Source organism: Rugosimonospora acidiphila (assembly GCF_039543385.1).
Taxonomy (GTDB): Bacteria; Actinomycetota; Actinomycetes; order Mycobacteriales; family Micromonosporaceae; genus Rugosimonospora; species Rugosimonospora acidiphila.
Genome location: NZ_BAABJQ010000003.1, coordinates 343,775 through 365,366 on the forward strand (window position 1 = coordinate 343,775; position 21,592 = coordinate 365,366).

Annotated in this window: 21 protein-coding genes; 8 read left to right on the forward strand and 13 right to left on the reverse strand. The window is 72.5% G+C overall.

Going from position 1 to position 21,592, the window contains the following annotated elements:
- Positions 1 to 369 precede the first annotated feature (369 nt).
- Entirely contained in the window at positions 370 to 1,380 is a 1,011-nt protein-coding gene (locus ABEA87_RS06790) for a hypothetical protein (protein ID WP_345627088.1), read from the forward strand.
- A gap of 78 nt (positions 1,381 to 1,458) precedes the next feature.
- Here ABEA87_RS06790 and ABEA87_RS06795 read toward each other — a convergent pair whose 3' ends face one another.
- The 5 genes from ABEA87_RS06795 to ABEA87_RS06815 all read right to left on the reverse strand — a co-directional run bounded on the left by ABEA87_RS06795 (position 1,459) and on the right by ABEA87_RS06815 (position 6,195).
- Positions 1,459 to 2,859: an NAD(P)(+) transhydrogenase (Re/Si-specific) subunit beta gene (locus ABEA87_RS06795; RefSeq protein ID WP_345627090.1), complete on the reverse strand. Its 1,401-nt coding sequence runs from the start codon at positions 2,857 to 2,859 to the stop codon at positions 1,459 to 1,461.
- The gene (locus ABEA87_RS06800; protein ID WP_345627092.1) at positions 2,856 to 3,173 is read right to left on the reverse strand and encodes an NAD(P) transhydrogenase subunit alpha part 2; all 318 of its coding nucleotides are present in this window, start codon (positions 3,171 to 3,173) and stop codon (positions 2,856 to 2,858) included. The genes ABEA87_RS06795 and ABEA87_RS06800 overlap by 4 nt, the downstream gene beginning before the upstream one ends.
- Positions 3,170 to 4,300 carry an NAD(P) transhydrogenase subunit alpha gene (locus ABEA87_RS06805; protein WP_345627094.1) on the reverse strand — a complete coding sequence of 377 codons (1,131 nt, stop codon included), beginning with the start codon at positions 4,298 to 4,300 and terminating at the stop codon, positions 3,170 to 3,172. The genes ABEA87_RS06800 and ABEA87_RS06805 overlap by 4 nt, the downstream gene beginning before the upstream one ends.
- 117 nt (positions 4,301 to 4,417) lie before the next feature.
- On the reverse strand, positions 4,418 to 5,080 hold the full coding sequence (locus ABEA87_RS06810; protein WP_345627096.1) for a response regulator transcription factor: 663 nt from the start codon (positions 5,078 to 5,080) through the stop codon (positions 4,418 to 4,420).
- Complete coding sequence (locus ABEA87_RS06815) at positions 5,077 to 6,195, reverse strand: sensor histidine kinase (RefSeq protein WP_345627098.1); 1,119 nt, start codon at positions 6,193 to 6,195, stop codon at positions 5,077 to 5,079. The genes ABEA87_RS06810 and ABEA87_RS06815 overlap by 4 nt, the downstream gene beginning before the upstream one ends.
- 230 nt (positions 6,196 to 6,425) lie before the next feature.
- Here ABEA87_RS06815 and ABEA87_RS06820 point away from each other — a divergent pair, with 230 nt between their 5' ends.
- Positions 6,426 to 6,845: a DUF6069 family protein gene (locus tag ABEA87_RS06820; protein ID WP_345627099.1), complete on the forward strand. Its 420-nt coding sequence runs from the start codon at positions 6,426 to 6,428 to the stop codon at positions 6,843 to 6,845.
- Between the two features lie 169 nt (positions 6,846 to 7,014).
- Here ABEA87_RS06820 and ABEA87_RS06825 read toward each other — a convergent pair whose 3' ends face one another.
- Positions 7,015 to 7,674, reverse strand: a complete 660-nt coding sequence (locus ABEA87_RS06825; protein ID WP_345627101.1) for an FMN-dependent NADH-azoreductase — start codon at positions 7,672 to 7,674, stop codon at positions 7,015 to 7,017.
- A 109-nt stretch (positions 7,675 to 7,783) separates the two neighbouring features.
- Here ABEA87_RS06825 and ABEA87_RS06830 point away from each other — a divergent pair, with 109 nt between their 5' ends.
- The 3 genes from ABEA87_RS06830 to ABEA87_RS06840 all read left to right on the forward strand — a co-directional run bounded on the left by ABEA87_RS06830 (position 7,784) and on the right by ABEA87_RS06840 (position 10,530).
- A complete protein-coding gene (locus ABEA87_RS06830; protein WP_345627103.1) occupies positions 7,784 to 8,356 on the forward strand; it encodes a MarR family winged helix-turn-helix transcriptional regulator in 573 nt (190 codons plus the stop codon).
- Between the two features lie 261 nt (positions 8,357 to 8,617).
- Entirely contained in the window at positions 8,618 to 8,752 is a 135-nt protein-coding gene (locus ABEA87_RS06835; protein WP_345627104.1) for a hypothetical protein, read from the forward strand.
- On the forward strand, positions 8,749 to 10,530 hold the full coding sequence (locus ABEA87_RS06840) for a putative bifunctional diguanylate cyclase/phosphodiesterase (RefSeq protein WP_345627106.1): 1,782 nt from the start codon (positions 8,749 to 8,751) through the stop codon (positions 10,528 to 10,530). Before ABEA87_RS06835 ends, ABEA87_RS06840 begins: the two co-directional genes overlap by 4 nt.
- Positions 10,531 to 10,710: 180 nt before the next feature.
- On the opposite strand, the gene ABEA87_RS06845 is transcribed toward ABEA87_RS06840, so the two are convergent.
- The 5 genes from ABEA87_RS06845 to ABEA87_RS06865 form a co-directional block, all read right to left on the reverse strand.
- Positions 10,711 to 11,718 carry a sugar phosphate isomerase/epimerase family protein gene (locus tag ABEA87_RS06845; protein ID WP_345627107.1) on the reverse strand — a complete coding sequence of 336 codons (1,008 nt, stop codon included), beginning with the start codon at positions 11,716 to 11,718 and terminating at the stop codon, positions 10,711 to 10,713.
- Between the two features lie 24 nt (positions 11,719 to 11,742).
- Positions 11,743 to 12,960, reverse strand: coding sequence for a Gfo/Idh/MocA family protein (locus ABEA87_RS06850; protein WP_345627364.1), 1,218 nt, complete (start codon positions 12,958 to 12,960; stop codon positions 11,743 to 11,745).
- Positions 12,961 to 13,205: 245 nt separating this feature from the next.
- A complete protein-coding gene (locus tag ABEA87_RS06855; RefSeq protein WP_345627108.1) occupies positions 13,206 to 13,526 on the reverse strand; it encodes a DUF6510 family protein in 321 nt (106 codons plus the stop codon).
- A gap of 31 nt (positions 13,527 to 13,557) precedes the next feature.
- Positions 13,558 to 14,310, reverse strand: a complete 753-nt coding sequence (locus tag ABEA87_RS06860) for a ferredoxin reductase (RefSeq protein WP_345627110.1) — start codon at positions 14,308 to 14,310, stop codon at positions 13,558 to 13,560.
- Positions 14,280 to 14,876, reverse strand: a complete 597-nt coding sequence (locus ABEA87_RS06865) for a sulfite oxidase-like oxidoreductase (protein WP_345627112.1) — start codon at positions 14,874 to 14,876, stop codon at positions 14,280 to 14,282. The genes ABEA87_RS06860 and ABEA87_RS06865 overlap by 31 nt, the downstream gene beginning before the upstream one ends.
- Positions 14,877 to 15,126: 250 nt before the next feature.
- On the opposite strand from ABEA87_RS06865, the gene ABEA87_RS06870 reads away from it, so the two are divergent.
- Positions 15,127 to 16,689 carry a carbohydrate binding domain-containing protein gene (locus ABEA87_RS06870; protein WP_345627113.1) on the forward strand — a complete coding sequence of 521 codons (1,563 nt, stop codon included), beginning with the start codon at positions 15,127 to 15,129 and terminating at the stop codon, positions 16,687 to 16,689.
- Positions 16,690 to 16,774: 85 nt separating this feature from the next.
- On the opposite strand, the gene ABEA87_RS06875 is transcribed toward ABEA87_RS06870, so the two are convergent.
- Positions 16,775 to 17,329: a type 1 glutamine amidotransferase domain-containing protein gene (locus ABEA87_RS06875; protein WP_345627114.1), complete on the reverse strand. Its 555-nt coding sequence runs from the start codon at positions 17,327 to 17,329 to the stop codon at positions 16,775 to 16,777.
- Between the two features lie 108 nt (positions 17,330 to 17,437).
- Here ABEA87_RS06875 and ABEA87_RS06880 point away from each other — a divergent pair, with 108 nt between their 5' ends.
- Positions 17,438 to 18,031: a pentapeptide repeat-containing protein gene (locus tag ABEA87_RS06880; protein WP_345627116.1), complete on the forward strand. Its 594-nt coding sequence runs from the start codon at positions 17,438 to 17,440 to the stop codon at positions 18,029 to 18,031.
- A 60-nt stretch (positions 18,032 to 18,091) separates the two neighbouring features.
- Entirely contained in the window at positions 18,092 to 20,194 is a 2,103-nt protein-coding gene (locus tag ABEA87_RS06885) for a prolyl oligopeptidase family serine peptidase (RefSeq protein ID WP_345627118.1), read from the forward strand.
- Here the strand turns inward: ABEA87_RS06885 and ABEA87_RS06890 are convergent.
- Positions 20,157 to 21,329, reverse strand: coding sequence for a low temperature requirement protein A (locus tag ABEA87_RS06890; RefSeq protein WP_345627120.1), 1,173 nt, complete (start codon positions 21,327 to 21,329; stop codon positions 20,157 to 20,159). The two genes, ABEA87_RS06885 and ABEA87_RS06890, sit on opposite strands and share 38 nt — an antisense overlap.
- Positions 21,330 to 21,592 lie beyond the last annotated feature (263 nt).

Sequence of the window (21,592 nt, forward strand, 5' to 3'; positions counted from 1 at the left end):
GGGATGAGCGGGCGCACCGAACGAATTGGCGGCCATGCAGGCCGGGAGGCGTCGTAGCGGAGCACGGGATTCGATAGGCGAGGCGTGACATCATCCGGGTGGAAACGTCCACGTACCTGCCTATCCGGTCGATGTCTCCGCCGATCCTTCAAACCCTGATCTGTCGTGAGCCGGGTCACGAGAAGAGCGCGATAAGGCGCCGAGCGAGCCTACTTCGATGCGGTCTGGCCAGCTAAAATAGATGTCAATCGTTCATTGTGTCATGCAATTAATTCGTCTCGATTGTGCTGAGCCAATAATCCTGGAATGCCCTTTAGAGGGGGTCGGTTGTACCGTGGCGTCCGTCCCCCGAAAAGAAAAGGAACCATTGTGCTGGTCAACTTCGACCGTGCCCGGCGATGGCTGTCAGCCGTCGCGAACTGGGCACTGGTCAACCTTGACCGCGCCCGCTCCTGGCTTCTGAGCATCGGACATCGGGCGCGTCCGTATGGCGACCGCGCGAGGCGCTGGCTGCTCGCCGGTGTGGCCTGGATCATGATCCGGACCGCCCGGCCCCGCCGCTGGCTCGCCGAGCGCAGCCGTCCGATTCTGGCCCGACTCGCCCCGTACGGGCGGTGGCTGCTGGCCCGCGTCGACCGCCTCCAGCAGTGGATGCCCGGCATCTCCCGGCGGGCCGTCCTCGGCCTGCTGCTGGTCGCGCAGTTGGCCTGGCCGGCCGCGTTCCACGCGGTGAGCGCCGAGGCCGCACAGCCGGCGAAGGCGCCCGTGGTGTCGGCCGTTCCGGGGCTCGCGCCGCAGGCCAAGTCGGCGAGCCAGCCCCAACCCCAGGCCCAGCCTCAGTCGCAGGCCCAGCCTCAGCAGCAGGCCAAGCCGGGCGCGGCAGCGCCGGCCACCCCCGCCGCCATGGCGCCGAGCCCGGGGCAGCTGATGCCGGAGGGCATGCCCATCGACCAGTCGACCTTCATCCCGACGGTCGAGCAGATGGACAACGCTCGCTCGATCGTCGACACCGGGCAGCAGCTGAACCTGCCGCCCCGCGCGTGGGTGATCGCCGTGGCCACCTCGCTGCAGGAAACCAAGCTGCACAACTACGGCAACCTCGGCGCGGGCAACGACCACGACTCGCTGGGCCTGTTCCAGCAGCGTCCGTCGTCCGGGTGGGGCACGCCGGCCGAGCTGACCGACCCGCACTACGCCGCCTCCGCGTTCTACGACGCGCTGACCCGGGTGCCGGGCTGGCAGAACCTTCCGCTGACCGTGGCGGCGCAGGACGTGCAGGTCTCCGCGTTCGGCGACCGGTACGCGCAGTGGGAGAAGCAGGCCACCGACATGGTGCTGGCGACCTACCACATCGGCCCGTACTGGGACGTGGCACCGTAGCGCACCACCGTTGCGTGGGGGCGGCCGGGCGACCGGCCGCCCCCACGCCGTCTCCGGGGGGCCCGCGGTGCCGGGCCCTCAGCCGACCAGGGTCTTCACCGCCGCGGTGAGCTCGGTGATGCCCCTGCGGGCGTCGGCGAACAGCATGCCGGTCCGCGGGTCGGCGTACAGCTCGTTGTCGATGCCGGCGTACCCGTGGCCCATCGAGCGCTTGATGACCACCACCGCCCGGGCCTGATCGACGTCCAGGATGGGCATGCCGGAGATGGGGTTGCCGGGCCGGCGGGCGACCGGGTTGGTGACGTCGTTGGCGCCCACGACCAGGGCGACGTCGGTCCGGGCGAACTCGGGATTGGCCTCGTCCATCTCCTGTAGCTGCGGGTAGGGCACGTTGGCCTCGGCGAGCAGGACGTTCATGTGCCCGGGCATGCGCCCGGCCACCGGGTGGATGGCGTAGCTGACCTCGATGCCGCGCGCCTCCAGCAACTGCCCGAGCTCGGCGAGCTGGTGCTGTGCCTGCGCGGCGGCCAGGCCGTACCCGGGCACGAACATCACCTTGCTGGCGTACGCGAGCTGGATGGCGACGTCGTCGGCGGACACCTCGCGGACGTGGGCGTCCCGGCTGGTACCGACCGACGGGGCGTCACCGGTGCCGAAGCCGCCGACGATGATGCTGGGGATGGACCGGTTCATCGCGTCGGCCATCAGCTTGGTCAGGATGGTGCCGGACGCGCCGACCAGGGCACCGGCGATGATGAGTACCGGGTTGGCCAGCACGAACCCGGCCATCGCCACGGCGGTACCGGTGAAGGCGTTGAGCAGCGAGATGACCACGGGCATGTCGGCTCCGCCGATGGGCAGCACCATGGTGACCCCGAAGCCGAGCCCGCACAGCACGAGCAGCACCAGCGCCACCCGGTCGCCGGGCGCGGCGACCAGCCAGCAGCCCCCGCCCAGGAACCCGGCGGCCAGCACGCCGGTCAGCGCCCGCGCGCCGGGGAACACCAGCGGCTGGCTGGGTATCCAGCCCTGCAGCTTGCCGGCGGCGATCAGCGAACCGGTGAAGGTGACGGTGCCGATGAGGATGTCCAGCGCGGCGGTCACCGCGACCGAGGTACCCGCGCTGGTGCCGTCGGTCAGGTCGTTGACGGCCAGCAGGGCGGCGGCGGCCCCGCCGACGGCGTTGAACAGGCTGACCAGTTGGGGCATGGCCGTCATCGCGACGCCACGCGCGGCGTAGAGGCCCACGGCCCCGCCGAAGGCGGCACCGGCCAGCAACACCACCACGCCGACCGCGGTGATGCTGTCGTCGTGGATGAGCACGGCGCCGGTGACGAGCACGGCGACGGCCATCGCGGCGGCGGAGAGCTGATTGCCGCGCCGGGCGGTGGCGGGGGAGTTCATCAGGTGCAGCCCGAGTACGAAGCCGGCCGCGGCGGCCAGATATACCAGGCGGGTGGCGGTGTCGAAGGCGCTCATGCCGGATCCTCGCTTCGCTGGCGGGGCTGCGGGGTGCGGGCCCGGAACATGCCGAGCATCCGGTCGGTGACCACGTACCCGCCCACCACGTTCGCGGTGGCGAAGGCCATCGCGACGAACGCCAGCAGGTACCCGGCCGGCCCGTGCGCGGTGCCGGCGATGAGCATCGCGCCGACCAGCACGATGCCGTGGATGGAGTTGGCGCCCGACATCAGCGGGGTGTGCAGGGTCGCCGGCACCTTGCTGATCACCTCGAAGCCGACCAGCAGGCTGAGCACGAACACGGTCAGGTCGAACATCAGGTCGGCGCTCATCGGGCACCTCCGCCGATGCGCACCTGTCCACCGCTGGTAACCACGGTGGCGGCGAGGATTTCGTCGTCGAGGTCCAGGCGTGGCGCCCCGTCGCGGACGAGGTGTGCCAGCAGGGCCGCGATGTTGCGCGCGTACGCGGCCGAGGCACCCGGCGCCATGCTCGAGGGCAGGTTGCCGGCGCCGATGAGCCGTACCCCGTCGGCGATCAGCACGCTGCGGTCGGGCTCGGACCCCTCCACGTTCCCGCCGCGCGGGCCGGCGGCCAGGTCGACCACGACCGAGCCGGGGCGCATTCCCTTGAGCGCCTCGCGGGTGACCAGCAGCGGGGGTTTTCGGCCCGGTACCAGCGCGGTGGTTATCACCACGTCGAATTCACCGATGCGCTGCTGCAGCGCCTCCTGCTGGGCGTCGCGCTCGGACTCCGACAGCGCCCTGGCGTAGCCGCCCTCACCACTGCCTACGCTGACTCCGGCCAGGTCCAGGAACCGGGCGCCCATCGAGTGGACCTCGTCGCGCGTCTCCGGGCGGATGTCGTAGCCGGTCACCTGCGCGCCCAGCCGGCGCGCGGTGCCGATCGCCGACAGCCCGGCCACCCCGACCCCGAGCACCAGCACCTGCGCCGGTTTCGCGGTGCCGGCGGCGGTCATCAGCATCGGGAAGTACCGGCCGTACGCGTCGGCGGCCACCAGCGCCGCCTTGTACCCCGCGATGCTGGCCTGCGAGGTCAGCGCGTCCATCGACTGCGCCCGGCTCAGCGTGCGGGGCAACAGGTCCAGGCTCACCGCCTCCACGCCGCGCTCGGCCAGCGCCCTGAACAGATCCGGGTCGGCCAGCGGCTCCAGCATTCCCACCAGAACCTGACCCCGGCGCATCCGCGGCACCTGGTCGCCGGACGGCGGCCGGACACACGCCAGCACGTCGGCCCGCTCGTACAGTTCCGCCCCGGCGACCGGTACCGCGCCTACCTCGGTATACGCGCTGTCGGGCAGGAACGCGCCGGTGCCGGCGTCGTTCTCGACGAGCACCTCGCAGCCCAGGTCGCGAAGCCGCGGTATCACCGCGGGTACCACGGCTACCCGGTGCTCACCAGGTTCGGATTCCTTCACCACACCGATGCTCGTCGTCACGAGCGCCTCCCATCGACAACGCTGTCTATGGGTGAACATTAGGCACCGGCGAGCGGCGCTGCCCACCCCATCCCGGCGTGGCGGCAATCGGCGCGGGGGGCCGAGCCGTGGTGTGCGCTACGGTGCCGAGCCCGGCCGGACCAGCCCGACCTCGTAGGCCAGCACGACGGCCTGGACCCGGTCGCGCAGGTCGAGCTTGGTGAGGATGGCCGACAGGTGCGTCTTCACGGTGGCCTGGCTCAGGCTCAGCCGCTGCGCGATCTCGGCATTGGACATCGCTCGGGCAACCAGCGTGAGCACCTCGACCTCGCGGCTGGTCAGCGCGTCCAACCGTTTGGGCCGCCGGCCGCCGGGCAGTTGGTCGGCGAAGCGGTCCAGCAGCCGCCGGGTCACCGTCGGCGCGAGCAGCGCCTCGCCCCGGGACACCACCCTGACCGCCTCGGCCAGGTCGGCGGGGCGGGTGTCCTTGAGCAGGAAGCCGCTCGCCCCCGCGCGCAGCGCGGCGAACACCGGCTCGTCCAGGTCGAACGTGGTGAGCATGATGACCCGCGCCGGGTTGCCGGCCGCGACCAGCCGGCGGGTCGCCTCGATGCCGTCGAGGCGGGGCATGCGCACGTCCATCAGGATCACGTTGGGGCGGTGCCGTTCGGCGAGCACGATCGCCTCCAGCCCGTCGGCGGCCTCGCCCACGACCGACAGGTCCTCGCGGGCGTCGATAATCATGGCGAGGCCGGCGCGGACCAGCTCCTGATCGTCGGCGATCAGTACGCGTACGTTCATCGGGCCGAGCTCAGCGGCAGGTGGGCGCGGACCAGGAAGCCGCCCCGTGGGCCGGGCCCGGCGTCCAGCGTGCCGCCCAGCAGCCGGGCGCGCTCCCGCATGCCGACGATCCCGTGGCGGGTCCCCGACGTGGCCGCGCCGCCGGCCGACCGCGTCGTACCGTCGTCGGCGATCTCCAACTGCAGCGCCAGCGGCGCGTACCGGACGGTGACGTCGGCCCTGGTCGCGTGCGCGTGGCGCAGCGTGTTGGTCAGCGACTCCTGCACTATGCGGTACGCGGACAGATCGACCCCGGGCGGCATGGGTCCGGCGCTGCCCTCGGTGCGCAGCACGACGGTCAGCCCGGCGGCGCGCAGCGGGGCGGCGAGGGAGTCGAGCTGGGCGAGCCCCGGCTGCGGCGCGTTCGGTTCGTCCGACTCCTCCGGGCGCATGGTCGAAAGCAGGGTGCGCAGCTCGGACAGGGCGGTACGGGCGGCGGCCTGGATCCCGCCGAGCGCCTCCCGGGCCCGCTCCGGCCGGGCGTCGAACACGTCCTCGGCGGCGGCGGCCTGCACCACGATGACCGACACCGTGTGCGCCACCACGTCGTGCAGTTCCCGGGCGATGCGGGCGCGCTCCTCGGCGATGATGCGCCGCCGCTCCGCGTCGCGGCGCAGGAACCGGGTGCGGGCCAGCTCCCCGAGCGACCAGGACAGGGCCGGTCCGGCGATGGCCAGCAGCAGGTCCCGCCACCCGCCGCCGGAGGCCAGCACCCACGGCGTGGGGACGATCAGGATGCCCAGCGCCCACAGGGTCACCCGGGGTGGCCGCAGCATGCTGAACGTGATCATCGGGGCCGACGCGAGGCCGAACCAGGGCAGGTGCGGCCCCAGGATCTGCAGCCCGAGTCCGGCCAGGATGACCACCGCCATGGCGCGTTCGGGGTGGCGGCGCATCCAGATCAGCGCCCCGCCCTGCACCACCGCCAGGGCGAGCGCGGCGGCGGTACCCACGGCGGTGTGCGGGCCGCCGGGGACGATCGGGATCAGGACGGCCAGCACCGCCGCGATCAGCGCGGCGAACAGGATGTCGCCGACCCACGGACCCTCGGATCGACAGGAGGCGTTGGGGCGCACGCTGCGAAGCATAGGTGGCGCGACCGGCGTGGTCATCGGTCCCGAGGCTGAGCCGGGACGCGGGCTCATCCTCGCGACCGAGCCGGCGCCGTCCGTCGGAGGTACTCGCGCGGTGCCGCGACTCCTTCCGCGGATCGAGCCGAAGTCCGGTCCGCGGACCGATCCGGTCGGGCCGGCCGGACTCCTACCTTTCGGGTCGACGCCGTTTGCCGTTCCTATGGGAGGTACCCGTGTCCACGACTGTCCGGGCCGGATCGCGGCCCCGTTCGGGCCCCCGCGACCGGATGCTCGCCGTGGCCGCCACGGCGGTCGCGACGCTGACCGTCTGGGCGGTCGCCGGGCCGCTGGCCGGGGTCAGGCTCGCGGTCGACTCCGGCGGTGACGTCTACCGCGTCGGCCCGGCCGAGGTCGTGGTGGTGAGCCTGCTGGTCGGGCTCGCCGCCTGGGCGCTGCTCGCCGTGCTGGAGAGGTTCAGCCGCCGGGCGCGCGGCATCTGGACCGCCATCGCGCTGGCGGTGCTGGTGCTGTCGCTGGCCGGCCCGCTCGGCGGGGCCACCACCACCGCCACCGTCTCGCTGATGTGCATGCACCTGGCGGCGGCCGCGGTCCTCATCCCGCTGCTCGCCCGCACGGCCGGGCGCCTCGGCTGAGGACCGGGACCGCCGGGAAGCGCGACCGCGGGGGAGCGCGGCCACCGGGGAATGTCCCCCTCGACCGCGCCGCGGCGCGGGCGCGCACCCCCCACGCTTCCCCGCTTGAGCGCCGCGGTCCGGGGACCTGGCCCCGGTTCCCGGACCGCGGTCATCGGGACAACGGCGCTCAGGCCGCGGCGGCCCGCATGCGCTGGGCGAGGGTCCGGCCGTGCGAATCGGCGACGACGTGGGCGTTGCGGCGGGACTCGTCGGCCAGCCCGACCAGCGACGCCATGGCCGGCACGGCGCCGGCCAGGGTCAGTTCGGCCTCCACGACGTGCAGGTCCAGGCCCCACAGGTCGCCGAGGACGCGCCGCAGGTACGGGCCGGCGTGGTCCCACCCCTCCCGCGGGGCGCCCGGGCCGTACCCGCCGCCCCGGACGAGCACCAGGACGCCCGGCCGGCCCGCCAGCAGCGGACTCTCGGCGGAGGTGCCCCCGGGGTTAGCGATGATCAGGTCGATCCACGCCTTCAGGTACTGCGGAACGCCGTAGTTGTACAGCGGAGCGGCGAACAGGTACGCGTCGGCGTCGAGCAGTTCGTCGAGCAGCGTCGTGGACAGCGCCACCGCCTCGGCCTGCTGCGGCGTGCGCTGCTCGGCGGGGGTGTGCCAGCCGCCGACCGCGTCGCGCCAGCTGGTCGCCGGCAGTGGCTCCTGACCCACGTCGCGGCGGACCACCTGGGCGTGCGGGTGTTCGGCTCGCCAGGCCTTCTCGACGGTATCCGCGACCTCGCGGCTGATCGATCCCTCGGTGCGAATGCTCGCATCCAGGCGGAAGAGGCTCACAGGAACTCCTTGGTATTGCAGATCTACTGGCAAGCAGAAAGTCTGCCACGCAGAACATCTCCCTCGCAACTCTTCCGTGCTGGAGCGGCTGGCCAGGTACTATGGGCGGATGGCAGCGTCCTCGGTCCCCTCGGCCAGCGCCGACGCGCCGGCCGGGCCGTGCGGCCCCCTGGACAGTGATCTCGGCTGGGCGCTGGGCGCGGTCTTCCGGTCGTATGTCAAGGAGGCCAACGTCGCGGTCGCCGACCTGCCCGGTGGACCGCGCGGATACCAGGTCCTCGCGGCCGCCGCCACCACCGCCCTGGGGACCCAGCTCGCGCTGGCCAACGAACTCGGGATCGACCGCACCGTGATGACCTACCTGCTCGACGACCTCGAGCGGGCGGGCCTCATCGTGCGTCAGCCCGACCCCGCCGACCGCCGGGTGCGCCGCGTCTGCGTCACCGAGCCGGGCAGGACCCGGCTGACCGAGCTGGACGAGCGGCTGCGGCTGACCGAGGATCACCTGCTCTCGGCCCTCGACGAGGCGGACCGGACCACCTTCCGGGACCTGCTGCGGCGCCTGGCCACCCACGCCAACAGCCGGCATCCGATGACCGACGCCTGCCAGGCCGTCCAGGAGACCGGCATCGTCCAGGACGGGCCGCAGGCGGCCACGCCGCGCCGCACCCGCCGCCGTTAGGTGCCACGCCCACCCGCCCGGTTCGGCGGGTCGGGCGGGCGTTCGCGCCGATCGTTCGGGCGGGGCCCATCGTCCGCCCGCGGGGTGGCCGCGCAGCAGGGCGACCGGTGGATCACGGCGTGGGGCCCAGGCCGCGCGGGCGAACCGGCCGCCGCCGGCCGGCCCGCCCGGCCGTGCCGAAACCGCCCTCCGAATATCGATTCGACACGGCGAAGGCAATAGGGTGTCGGTGGACATCCCCACCCCGAGACGGCGGCTGCCATGATCGAGAACATCACCCGGACGCCCTCCGGCGCCGGCCACGCACGGCTCGGCGTCGCACGGTCCGCCGCCGCCCGTGGGGTGGCGCCGCCGGGCCTCGCCACCGCGCCGGCCGGCGCGGGGTACAACGGGTGACTGCCGAGACGGCGACCGGTGAGCTGTCCACCGCCGGTTGGCCGGGTGCCCGCGCCTTCGCCCGGGCCTGGGCGGGCGCGATCCTGGGCACCGGTTATGTGCCGCTGACCCGCGAGGAGATCGAGTCGCTGCTGCAACGGTTCACCGTGCGGCTGGCGGACGTGCTGGACGGGGCGCCCGGTGGTCCGGACCGGGCGTACCAGACCGGGGTCGACCTCGTCGCCGCGAACTTCGCCGCTCCCGAGGCGCTGGGCCGCACCGTCGCCATCCTCAACGACCGGCTACTGGCCTGCCTCAACCTGCCCGAGGCGCCGTACCGGGCCGGGCTGGACCGGCTGGTGCCGGCCCTGATCACCGGGTACACCCGGGCGCTGCGCGACCGCACCCTCGACGAGCAGGAGGCGATCCGCCGGGCCGCGCTGGTCGCCCGGTCCCGGGCCGAGGCCCGACTGCGCGCCAGCGAGGACCAGCGCCACTACGCCAGCCAGCACGACCCGCTGACCGGCCTGCCCAACCGGGTGCTGTTCATGGAGTGGCTGGCCGGACTGTTCGCCGACGCGACGCCGAGCCGCCGGCTGGCCGTGTGCGCGGTCAATCTGGACCGCTTCGACCTGGTCAACGACACCCTCGGCCAGCAGACCGGCGACGACCTGCTGGTCGCCGCCGCGCGCCGGCTCGGCCGGCTGGCGCGGGCCAGCGGGTACCGGCTGGCCCGGCTGGGCGGCGACGAGTTCGGCCTGATCGTCGAGAACACCACCGGGACCGCGGACGCCGCCGCCATCGCGGACGCGATCCTCGAGGCGTTGAGCGACCCGATCCAGCTCGACGGGCACCGGCTGACCGTGACCGCGAGCGTCGGCATCGTCGAGGAGTCGGTGGACGGCACCGACCCGACCGAGGTGGCCCGGGCGGCCCGGATGAGCCTGCACTGGGCCAAGCTGGACGGCAAGAGCCGGTGGGTGCTGTACGACCCGCACCGCAGCGCGCGCTACGTCGCGCGGTACACGCTGTCCGCGGAGATGCCGGGGGCGCTGACCCGGGGCGAATTCGCGCTGGTCTACCAGCCGCTGGTCGACCTGGTCGACGGTGCGACCCGGGGTGCCGAGGCGCTGGCCCGGTGGCGCCACCCGGTGCACGGGGTGATCACCCCGGACGGGTTCATCGACCTCGCCGAGGACACCGGGCTCATCGTCCCGCTGGGCCTGCGGCTGTTGCAGCAGGCCTGTGCGCAGGCCGCCGACTGGCACCGGCTCAGCCCCGACGCCCCGTTCATCAGCGTCAACCTGGCGGTCCGTCAGCTGCGCCACCCGGGCCTGCTCGAAGAGATCCGCGGCGTGCTGGACGAGACCGGGCTGGCGGCCGAGCGGCTCCAGTTGGAGATCACTGAGAGCGCGGTCATCGGCACCGACGACGGGACCATCGGCACCCTGCACGAGCTGGCGGATCTCGGGGTACGTCTGGCCATCGACGACTTCGGCACCGGGTACGCGAACCTGGCGTACCTGCGCACCCTGCCGGTACACGCGTTGAAGATCGATGGTGCGTTCGTGCGTTCGCTCAAGCAGCCGGGTACCGACCCGACCGGCGAGGCGATCCTGTCCACCATGGTGTCGCTGGCGCACACGCTCGGGCTGACGGTGACCGCGGAGGGCGTGGAGACGGCGGAGCAGGCGCAGGCCCTGGCCGAACTGGGCTGCGACGTGGGCCAGGGCTGGCACCTGGGGCTGCCCGGCGCACCGGAGCGGATCACCACGCTGCTCACCACTGTCAGCCGCTGAGCCGGCCGGCCCGGCCGCCGACCCGTTCGCGCGACCCGCGCGGCCCGGCCCGCGAAGCCGACCGTTGGCCGGCCCGGCCGCGAAGCCGACGGCCGCCCGCGCGGCCTGACGCGGATGCGCGACGGCCCCGGGCCCGGTAGCGGTGAGCGCTACCAGGCCCGGGGCCGGGCGTGGGTCGGGCTACGACTGGCTGCTGAAGGCGGCGTCGAACGCGGCAGTGGGCGGGTCGAAGGCGAAGCGCCGCACGAACTCCAGCGCCTCCGGCGCGCCGGCCAGCCGGTCCATGCCCGCGTCCTCCCACTCGATCGACAGCGGCCCGTCGTACCCGATCGAGTTCAGCGCCCGGAAGCAGTCCTCCCACGGCACGTCGCCGTGGCCGGTCGAGATGAAGTCCCAGCCCCGGCGCAGGTCGGCCCAGGGCAGGTGGGACGCGAGGCGGCCCCGGCGGCCGTCACCCGTGCGCACCTTGGCGTCCTTGCAGTCCACGTGGTAGATCCGGTCGGCGAACTCCAGGATGAAGTTGACCGGGTCGAGCTCCTGCCACACGAAGTGCGACGGGTCCCAGTTCAGGCCGAAGGCCGGCCGGTGCCCGATGGCCTCCAGCGTCCGGCGGGTGGTCCAGTAGTCGTACGCGATCTCGCTGGGGTGTACCTCGTGGGCGAAGCGCACGCCGACCTCGTCGAACACGTCGAGGATCGGGTTCCACCGGTCGGCGAAGTCCTGGTACCCGTCCTCGATCATCGACGCCGGCACCGGCGGGAACATGGCCACCGTGTGCCAGATGGACGAGCCGGTGAACCCGACGACGGTACGCACGCCCAGCCGGGCCGCGGCCCGGGCGGTGTTCTTCAGCTCCTCGGCCGCCCGCCGGCGCACCCCCTCGGGCTCCCCGTCGCCCCAGATCCGGGACGGCAGGATGCCCTGGTGGCGCTGGTCGATCGGGTGGTCGCAGACGGCCTGCCCGACCAGGTGGTTGGAGATGGCCCACACGTTGAGGTTGTACTTGGCCAGCATGGCCCGCTTGCCCTCGACGTACCCGTCTTCGGCCAGCGCGCGGTCGACCTCGAAATGATCGCCCCAACAGGCGATCTCCAGGCCGTCGTACCCCCATTCCGACGCCAGCCGGCACACCTGCTCGAACGGCAGGTCGGCCCACTGGCCGGTGAACAGGGTGATCGGTCGCGTCATCGCGTCTCCTCCATGGGTACTGACTTAGGCGTGCCCGACGGCTGTCCAGCCCGAGCCGTTCGCCGCGCTGCGCTCGACGGCGTCCAGGACGAGCTGGACCTGCAGCGCGTCGTCGAAGGACGGCCGGGGGTCGGTGCCGCCGGCCACCGCCTCGATCAGGTCGCGCATCTGGTGGGTGAAGCTGTGCTCGTACCCGATGAGGTGGCCCGGCGGCCACCACGCCGACAGGTACGGGTGCTCCGGCTCGGTGACCAGGATCCGGGTGAAGCCCTGCCGCGCGGACGGCGCGGTCGCGTCGTAGAACTCCAGCTCGTTGAGGCGTTCGAGGTCGAAGGCGGCGGAGCCGAGCGAGCCGTTGATCTCTACGCGCAGCCCGTTCTTGCGGCCGGTGGCGAACCGGGTGGCCTCGTACGTGGCCACCGCCCCGCCTTCCAGCCGGGCGAGGAACAGCGCGGCGTCGTCGACGGTCACCGGCCCGGTGCCGGCGGCGATGCCCGCCTCCTCGGCGGCGGGCGACGCGGACGCCTCCGTCGCCGGCGGACCTGACGGCGCCGGGCCGGCCGACGCCGACAGGCCCGACGATTCGGCCGGCAGCGGGCGGCGCTTGATGAACGTCTCGGTCAGCGCGCTGACTCCGGTGATCCGCTGGCCGGTGACGTACTGGGTGAGGTCGACGATGTGCGCGCCGATGTCGCCCAGCGCGCCGGACCCCGCCAGCTCCCGTCGCAGCCGCCAGACCAGCGGGAACTGCGGGTCGGTGATCCAGTCCTGGAGGTAGGCCGCGCGCACGTGCCGGATCTCGCCCAGCCGGCCGTCCTCCACGAGCCGGCGCAGCAGGGCCACCGCCGGCACCCGCCGGTAGTTGAAACCGCACATCGCCCGGACGCCGGATTCGCGCGCCGTGGCCGCGGCCGAGGCCATGTCGCGGGCCTCCGCCACGCTGTTGGCCAGCGGCTTCTCGCACAGCACGTGCTTGCCGGCGGCCAGCGCGGCCAGCGCGATGGTGGCGTGGCTGTCGCCCGGGGTGCAGATGTCGATCAGGTCGATGTCGTCGCGGGCGACCAGCTCGCGCCAGTCGGTCACGGCCTGCTCCCAGCCCAGCCGCTGCGCCGCGGCGTTGACCTTCGCCGGATCGCGCCCCGCCACGGCCACCATCGAGACCTGTGACGGTAGGTCGAAGACACGGTTGACGGTGCGCCACGCCTGCGAGTGTGCCGCGCCCATGAACGCGTACCCGACCATGCCAACCCGCAGCCGCGCCTTGTCGGCCGTTGTCACGCCTGCCACCCCCTGCCGCTCGTGGATCCGTGGACCGATCCACCCCACCCCGGCTCGGGTGGCGGCGTCAGGGGACCATCGGGCGCTCCAGGGCTCTGGACCACGCCGGGGACTTTAGGCAATATCGCTCGGTAGGTAAAGAGCTTCTGAGGTTTTGAGGCGAACTTTTATTCGTCTCGGCAAAAGTCTCTCGTCATGCGAGCTCCTCGTCACGCACCGGTGAAGCCGGGCGCCGCGACCTCCGGCAGGGCCATCTCGAGGTAGGTCATGCCGCCGACCGACAGGAAGACCCGGTCGGGTGCGCGGATCACCGTGAACAGCACGTTCTCGCAGCCCGGGCAGCGGGCCACCAGCCCAGGCGCGCGGTCGTACACCCGCAGCTCGGCCATCGGGCCGACCAGTCCGCACCCCGCGCACCGGCCCCGGGCGCTGGTGATGTCCATGGTGAAGATCTCCTGGAGGATCCCGGCCGCCTCGTTGCCGTCCACCCAGCCCTCGCCGTCGATCGGATCCTCGCTGATGTCGCTCATGGCGGATCCTGTCTGGCGCTCGGTCATGCGCTCAACCTCCGGTCGGGCCGAACCGTTCGGTCTTGATCCGCTGCGCCTCGTGGCCCTGCGAGACCAGCAGGTTCGCGGTCGACTCGACGAAGCCGGTGGGGCCGCAGACGAACACCGCGGGCGCGAAGTCGGCCGGCCAGCCGACCTCGGTCAGCAGCGGGGCGTCCAGCCGACCCGGCGGGCGGGGCCAGCCCGGCGGCGCGCTGCGGGTGTACGCGAAGGCCACGTCCAGCCCGCGGTCGTCGCGTACCCGGCGGCTCAGCTCCCGCGCGTAAATCACGTCCTCCGGCGTGCGGCTGGAGTACACGAGCCGGAACGGCACCCGACTGTTTGCCCCCGCCCGGCCCCGGACCATCGACATCAGCGGCGCGATGCCCGACCCGCCGGCCACCAGCAGCACCGGCTCCACCGACTCGGGCTGCCAGGTGAAGTACCCGCCGACCGGCCCGCGCACCTCCACCTGGTCGCCGGGGCGGGCGATGTCGCACAGGTACGGAGACACCTCGCCGTCCGGCACCCGTTGGACGGTCAGCTCCAGCCGGTCGACCTCGGGCGCCGACGCGATCGAGTAGCTGCGCTGCGTCGAGTACCCGTCCTCGGCGGTCAGCCGCACGTCGACGTGCTGGCCGGCGACGTGGCCGGGCCAGCCGGGGACCTCCAGCAGCAGGGTGCGGGCGGTCGCCGTCTCGTCGTTGACCTGCGCGACGGTGGCCGGCTGCCAGGTCAGTCGTCGGTGTACCGCTGCTCGCGCCACGGGTCACCGTAGTTGTGGTAGCCGGCGTTCTCCCAGAAACCCGGCGAGTCCTCGTGCCTCAGCTCGATCCCGCGCACCCACTTGGCGCTCTTCCAGAAGTAGAGGTGCGGCACCAGCAGCCGGGCCGGCCCGCCGTGCTCGGGAGCCAGGTCCCGGCCGTCGTACCGGTGGGCCACCCAGGCCTTGCCGTCGCGCAGGTCGGCCAGGGGCAGGTTGGTGGTGTACCCGCCGTACGAGCGGATCAGCGCGAAGCGCGCCTGCGTGTCCACGTCGGCCAGCAGGGTGTCCAGCGACACGCCCTCCCACCGGGTGCCGAGCTTGGACCACCGGGTGACGCAGTGGATGTCCACGGTCACCCGCTCGCTGGGCAGGGCGCGCAGCTCCGACCAGGTCCAGGCGTAGCGCTGCCCGGTCTCGCTGGCCAGAACGAACTCCCAGCGCTCCAGGTCGAGTCGGGGAGTGGGGCCGGCCGACAGGACCGGGAAGTCCTCGGTCAGGTATTGCCCCGGAGGCAGGTTGAGGTCGCGCCGGCCGCGACCGGTGAACCCCCGCGTGATCACACCCATCGGACCCCCTCGGGCGTGAACCTACCTCATCCGGGGATGGCGCACTCCGGCCTCCGTCAACTCCGCGGCCCCTGTCAACCCCGGCCTCCGCCAACTCCGCGCCTCCGCCGACTCCGGCCTCCGTCAACGCCGGCCTCCGCCCACGCTCCTCTTGACATCGACGCAGAGATGGACTTCTCTTAGTTAAGTTTCCTAACCGACGTTCATCAACGTCTCACCCCCCATTCCGTCCCGCCGAGGAAGAGGTTCCATGCGACGCACCCGTGCACTCAGCGCCATGGGAGCGGCCGTCGTCGTGGCCGGCGCGGTCGCCACCCTGGCGATCTCCCAGTCGGCCCAGGCGGCCACCGGCGCACCGCTGCCCGCGCACGTCTTCGCGCCCTACTTCGAGGCGTACCAGGGCGACAGCCTGTCCGGCCTGGCCCAGCAGTCCGGCAACAAGTACCTGACCATGGCGTTCATCCAGACCCCCAGCCAGGGCTCGTGCACCGCGTACTGGAACGGTGACCCGAGCATGCCGCTGGCCTCGTCGACCTTCGGGTCCGACATCTCGGCGATGCAGGCCGGCGGCGGCAACGTGGTGCCGTCGTTCGGCGGGTTCGCCGCCGACGACACCGGCACCGAGATCGCCGACAGCTGCACCAACGTCGCCTCGATCGCGGCCCAGTACGAGAAGGTCATCACCACCTACAACGTGACCCGCATCGACCTGGACACCGAGGACAACTCGTTGACCAACAGCGCCGGCATCGACCGGCGCAACAAGGCCATCAAGCAGGTCGAGGACTGGGCGGTGAGCAACGGCCGCACCGTGCAGTTCGTCTACACCCTGCCGACCACCACGCACGGGCTGGACTCCAAGGGCCTGGCCGTGCTGCAGAACGCGGTGGCCAACAGCGCCCGGATCGACGTCGTGAACATCATGACCTTCGACTACTACGACGGCGCCAGCCACGAGATGGCGAACGACACCAAGACCGCGGCGGCGGGCCTGGTCGGCCAGCTCCAGCAGCTGTACCCGGGCAGGACCAGCGCCCAGTTGTGGGGCATGGTCGGGGTGACCGAGATGCCGGGCATCGACGATTTCGGGTCGGCCGAGACGTTCACCACCGCGGACGCGCCCGCGGTGGAGAGCTGGGCCGCCAGCCAGGGCATCGCCGAGCTATCGTTCTGGGCGTTGCAGCGGGACAACGGCGGCTGCCCGGGCAGCGGCGCCTCGGACACCTGCTCCGGGGTGCCCCAGTCGACCTGGCAGTTCAGCCATGCCTTCGAACCGTTCACCTCGGGCGCCGGGACGTCATCGCCCACGCCGCCCCCGACGCGCAGCGCCTCTGCGTCCCCGACGCCGAGCCACCCCGCGTCTGCGTCCCCGACGCCGAGCCACCCGGCGTCGCCGACGCCGACCCCGACCGGCGGTGGCGGCACCGGGGTGACCAACGGTGGCTTCGAGTCCGGCTCGCTGTCGCCGTGGACCTGCACCGGCGGCCTGGGCAGCGTGGTGTCCTCGCCGGTGCACTCCGGCACCAGGGCACTGAAGGCGGCGGCCAGCAGCTCCGATGACGCCCAGTGCACGCAGAGCATCACGGTGACGCCCAATCACGCGTACACGCTGAGCGCCTGGGTCGAGGGCAACTACGCCTTCATCGGCACCACCGGCGCGGCCTCGGACGTGAGCACCTGGACGGCCTCGGCCCCCGGCTACACCAAGCTGTCGGTGAGCTTCACCTCGGGCTCCTCCGGCCACCTGCAGATCTGGGTGCACGGCTGGTACGGCACCGGGACCATCGACGTCGACGACGTGACGGTCGGCTGACCGTCACCACGGCAGCGCCAGGTCGCGGCGCGCACGCCCGCAAGGCAGTGCGCGCCGCGACGGTCGGCTCACGCCGTCGGGCCGGTCACCTGGCCGGAACCATGGCGAACCGTTCGATCACGGCGGCGCAGAACGCCGGCAGGTCGGCGGGGGAGCGGCTCGTCACGAACTGGCGGTCCACGACGACCTCCTGATCCAGCACCTCGGCCCCGGCGTTGCGCAGGTCGGTGCGGATGCTCGGGTACGAGGTCAGCCGCAGCCCCTTCACCACGCCGGCCTCCAGCAGCGTCCACGGCCCGTGGCAGATGGCCGCGATCGGCTTGCCGGTCGCCGCGAAGGCCCTCACGAACTCCACCGCGTCGCGGTTGACCCGCAGCCGGTCCGGGTTGACCGCCCCACCGGGCAGCAGCAGCCCGTCGTAGTCGGTGACGACCGCGTCGGAAACCACCGCGTCGACCGGAACGCTGCCGGCGTCCAGAATGTCCGACTGTTTCGCCATGATCTCGCCGGGGTGGATGGACAGCAGCTCGGTGGTGGCACCGGCGCCGTGCAGCGCGCCACGGGGCTGGTCCAGCTCGATCCGCTCCACCCCATCGGCGGCCAGGATCGCGATCTTCTGACCCTGCAGGTCGTGGCCCATGGTGACGATTCCTCCTCGGATCGCGCTTGTTCTGCCGTCCCCATCGGGTACCCGGCGCGGCGGGGGCTACACCGGTCGGTCGGCCCCGGCCTGCACTACGCTGCCGGCGTGGCGGATCAGATCGAGGGCGAACGGTTCTCCGGTGAGGACTGGTACGGCGAGGATCTCGCCGGCCGCCGGTACGCGGGGTGCGAATTCTCCGGAGTCGACCTCACCGAGGCCACCAGCGCGGGCACCACGTTCACCGAGTGTGTGTTCCGCAACGTCAAGTTCAACGCCTCGCGGCACGCCGACTCGGCGTTCCTGCGCTGCGAGTTCCTGCGCTGCAACCTGTTCGAGACGCGGTTCGACGGCTGCAAGCTGGTCGGCAGCCGGTTCCACGAGTCGCAACTGCGCCCGCTGCGCGTCGAGGACGGCGACTGGTCGTTCGTCTCGCTGCCCGGCGCCGACCTGCGCGGAGTGACCATCCGGCGGGTACGCATGCGGGAGGCCGACCTGTCCGGCGCCGACTGCGAGGGGGCCACGATCGTCGACGTCGACCTGTCCGGCGCCCGGCTGGGGCGCATCGGGCTGGTGCGCTGTGACCTGCGCGGCAGCGACCTGTCCGCGCTGGATCCCCGGGACGCGCGCCTGGCCGGCGCGATCATCTCGCCGGACCAGGCGATGGTGGTGGCAGGGGCGCTCGGCTTCGAGCTGGGTTGATCGGTTGATCTTTCCGCCGGATCTGCCCTTCGACCCGGCTGGTACGCGAGAATAATCCGCGTGACCGACGACCCGTACCGCTGGCTGGAGGATGTCGACGCGCCGGGCGCCCTGGACTGGGTGCGGGGGCGCAGCGACCGGACCGTGGCCGAACTGGCCGGCGGACCCCGGTTCGCCGCCCTGCGCGACGGGATCCGGCAGGTGCTCGACGACGAAAACCGGATACCGTTCACCACCTGGCGCGGCGAGCACCTCTACAACCTCTGGAAGGACCGCGACCACCCGCGCGGGCTGTGGCGGCGCACCACCCTGGCGGAGTACCGCACGCTTCAGCCGCGCTGGGAGGTCCTGCTCGACGTGGACCTGCTGGCCGAGCGGGAGGGCGAGAGCTGGGTGTGGCAGGGCGCCACCGTGCTGCGCCCCGGCTACCAGCGCTGCCTGATCAGCCTGTCGCGCGGCGGCGCCGACGCCTCGGTGGTCCGCGAGTTCGACCTGACCAGCCTGACCTTCGTGGCTGACGGCTTCACCCTGCCCGAGGCCAAGAGCGAGGTGGGCTGGATCGACCTCGACCGGATCTACGTCGGCACCGACTTCGGCCCCGGCTCGCTGACCTCCTCCGGATATCCGCGGGTGGTCAAGCAGTGGCGGCGCGGCACGCCGCTGTCCGAGGCGACGGTGGTCTTCGAGGGCGCCATCGACGACGTGGCGGTGTCGGCGGTGCACGACCCGACGCCGGGGTTCGAGCGCGACGTGGTGAGCCGGTGGCGCGACTTCTTCAGCGTCCAGCGCCACCTGCGGGTGGTCGGGCCGGACGGCGGGGCGCGGCTGGTCCCGATCCCGGTGCCGGACGACGCGGTCGTGGACCTGCACCGGGAGTGGCTGCTGATCCGCACCCGCACGCCGTGGACCCGCGACGCCATCACCTACCCCGCGGGCTGCCTGCTGGCCGTGCGGCTGGAGGAGTTCGTGGCCGGCGGCGGCGAGCCGACGGTGCTGTTCGAGCCGGTGCCGGACACCTCGCTGACCGATCACTCGTGGACCCGCAACCACCTGATCATGACGGTGCTGTCCGACGTGCGCAGCCGGCAGCTGCTGGCCACCCCGGGCGAGCACGGCTGGACGCTGGGCCCGCTGGTGGACCCCGCCGCGGCCGCGGACGGGGCGGGGCTGGCCGAGGGGCACACCGAGGTGGCCGACACCAACCCGGACCACACCGACGAGTACCTGCTGTCGACCAGTGGGTACACCCGACCGGCGACGCTGCGGCACGGCACGGTCGGCGCCGATGGGCCGGAGATCCTCAAGGAGGAGCCGGCCTTCTTCGACGCGGAGGGCATGTCGGTCCGGCAGTTCTTCGCCGTCTCCGCGGACGGCACCCGGGTGCCGTATTTCGTGGTGGCTCCGCCCGGCGATGGGCCGACCCTGCTGACCGGTTACGGCGGGTTCGAGCTGGCCAACACGCCCCGGTACAGCGGGGTCATCGGGCGGGGGTGGCTCTCGCGGGGCGGCCGGTACGTGGTGGCCAACATCCGGGGCGGCGGCGAGTACGGACCGGCGTGGCACCACGCCGCGATGCGCGAGCGGCGTCCCCGCGCGTACGAGGACTTCGCCGCGGTCGCCACCGACCTGGTCGAACGTGGTATCACCACCCGGCAGCGGCTGGGCATCGAGGGCGCCAGCAACGGCGGGCTGCTCACGGGCGTCATGCTCACCCGGTACCCGCGGTTGTTCGGCGCGATCGTGAGCCAGGTGCCGCTGCTGGATCTGCGGCACTACCACGAGCTGCTCGCCGGCGCGTCCTGGATGGCCGAGTACGGCGACCCCGACGACCCGGCGGACTGGGCGTACCTGAGCGAGTTCTCGCCGTACCACAACGTGCGCGCCGGGCAGCCGTACCCGCCGGTGCTGTTCGTGACCTCCACCCGGGACGACCGGGTGCACCCGGGGCACGCCCGCAAGATGGTGGCCCGGATGGACGAGCTGGGCTACGACGTCCACTACTACGAGAACGTCGAGGGGGGCCACGGCGGCGCCGCGGACAACGCGCAGCTGTCCTTCAAGTGGGCGCTGGTCCTGGAGTTCCTGTGGCAGCACCTGACCGTCCCGCCGCACGACACGCCGGCGGCTACAGCTGCTCCCGCACCCGGACGAGCTGCGGATTGACCAGGGCCGCGTAGCCGACGAACACGGCCGAGGTCACGGCGAGGACCAGGGTCGGGGCGGAGGGCACGCCGATCACCACCGCGATCGGCGTGGCCCCCAGCGCCCCGATGGCCAGCCGGTACCGGTGCAGGCGGCCCAGCGCGAACCAGTTCAGCCCCAAGCCGCACGCCATCCAGCCGATGAGCGACCCGCCGTAGACCAACCGCACGCCCAGCGGCATGGTGTGCGCGCCCCCATCCACCTCGCGGGCCGCCTCGCCCAGTCCCCAGCCGATGAACAGCACCGCGACGCCGGCAGGGGTGTGCAGGTAGGCGTACGCCTGTCCGTTGCCCAGCCGGCGGACCGGTAGGCCGCTGGCCACGAACGTGGTGTAGATCCACCAGATGCCGATCGGCGGCAGGATGCCCAGGCTCGCGGCCACCAGCGTCCGGATGGGCGGATGGGCGGTGGGCACCGCGTCGCGCAGGTTGGTCAGGGTGGATCCGAGCAGGATGATGGTGAATTGCCCGAGACGCTCGGGCAGGTGCGAGACATGCACCGGGTACCGGCTGAGCCAGCGCCGGCCGAGCCACGGCGTGGCCAGCTCGACCCCGAGCGCGATGATCCACAGCACCGGCCGGATCTCGATCGGCAGGAACAGTGAGGTCAACCAGAGCAGCCAGCCGGTGCCGAAGCCGGCACCGTAGACGGCCACCAGGTCCGCATTGGACCGATCGGCGGTGAGCACCCGCAGGTACATCAGCAGCAGGGCACCGCGCACCACCAGGTACCCGATCGGCAGCAGCACCCCGACCGGGACGTCGCGCACGCCCAGCGCGATGGCACCGGCCCCCGCCCCGGCGATCAGCACCAGCAGCCGGTGCGGCACGTCGTCCGGGTCGAAGCGGGTGTCGTAGAACGCCTGACCGATCCAGGCCCACTGGACCAGCACGAACAGGCCGATGGCCACCCCGATCCGGGCGGCGTCCGGGCTGCCGGTGCCCAGCCGGGCGGTCACGCCGGACAGCGCCAGCACGAAGACCAGGTCGAAGAACAGTTCCAGCCAGGTAGCGTGCCGCTCCTGCTCCGCGTCCGGGCCGCCGGGGTAGCGCAGGCGCAGCCGGTCGGCGATCCGGGACAGCCGGGTCACCCACACGCCGCGCTCCTCGCCCCCGCACCAATTACCGTTGGTAATCATCGCGTAGCCGGCCGCGGTTCGTCCCCGGACCCGGCGTTCCGCGTTCGCGGGTACCGGTCGCGTCAGCGCGGCGCGCGGTCTTCGAGCCTCGTTCACTCCGCGTTCGCCCGATCGCACGTTCCCGTTCGCCGGCCGCGTCGTCTCCCGCTCGTGTCGCGGAGCCTTCACGTTCACGTTCGCGCCCTGCTGGGGGGTCGCGGCGTTCACGTTCCGGTCCGCCC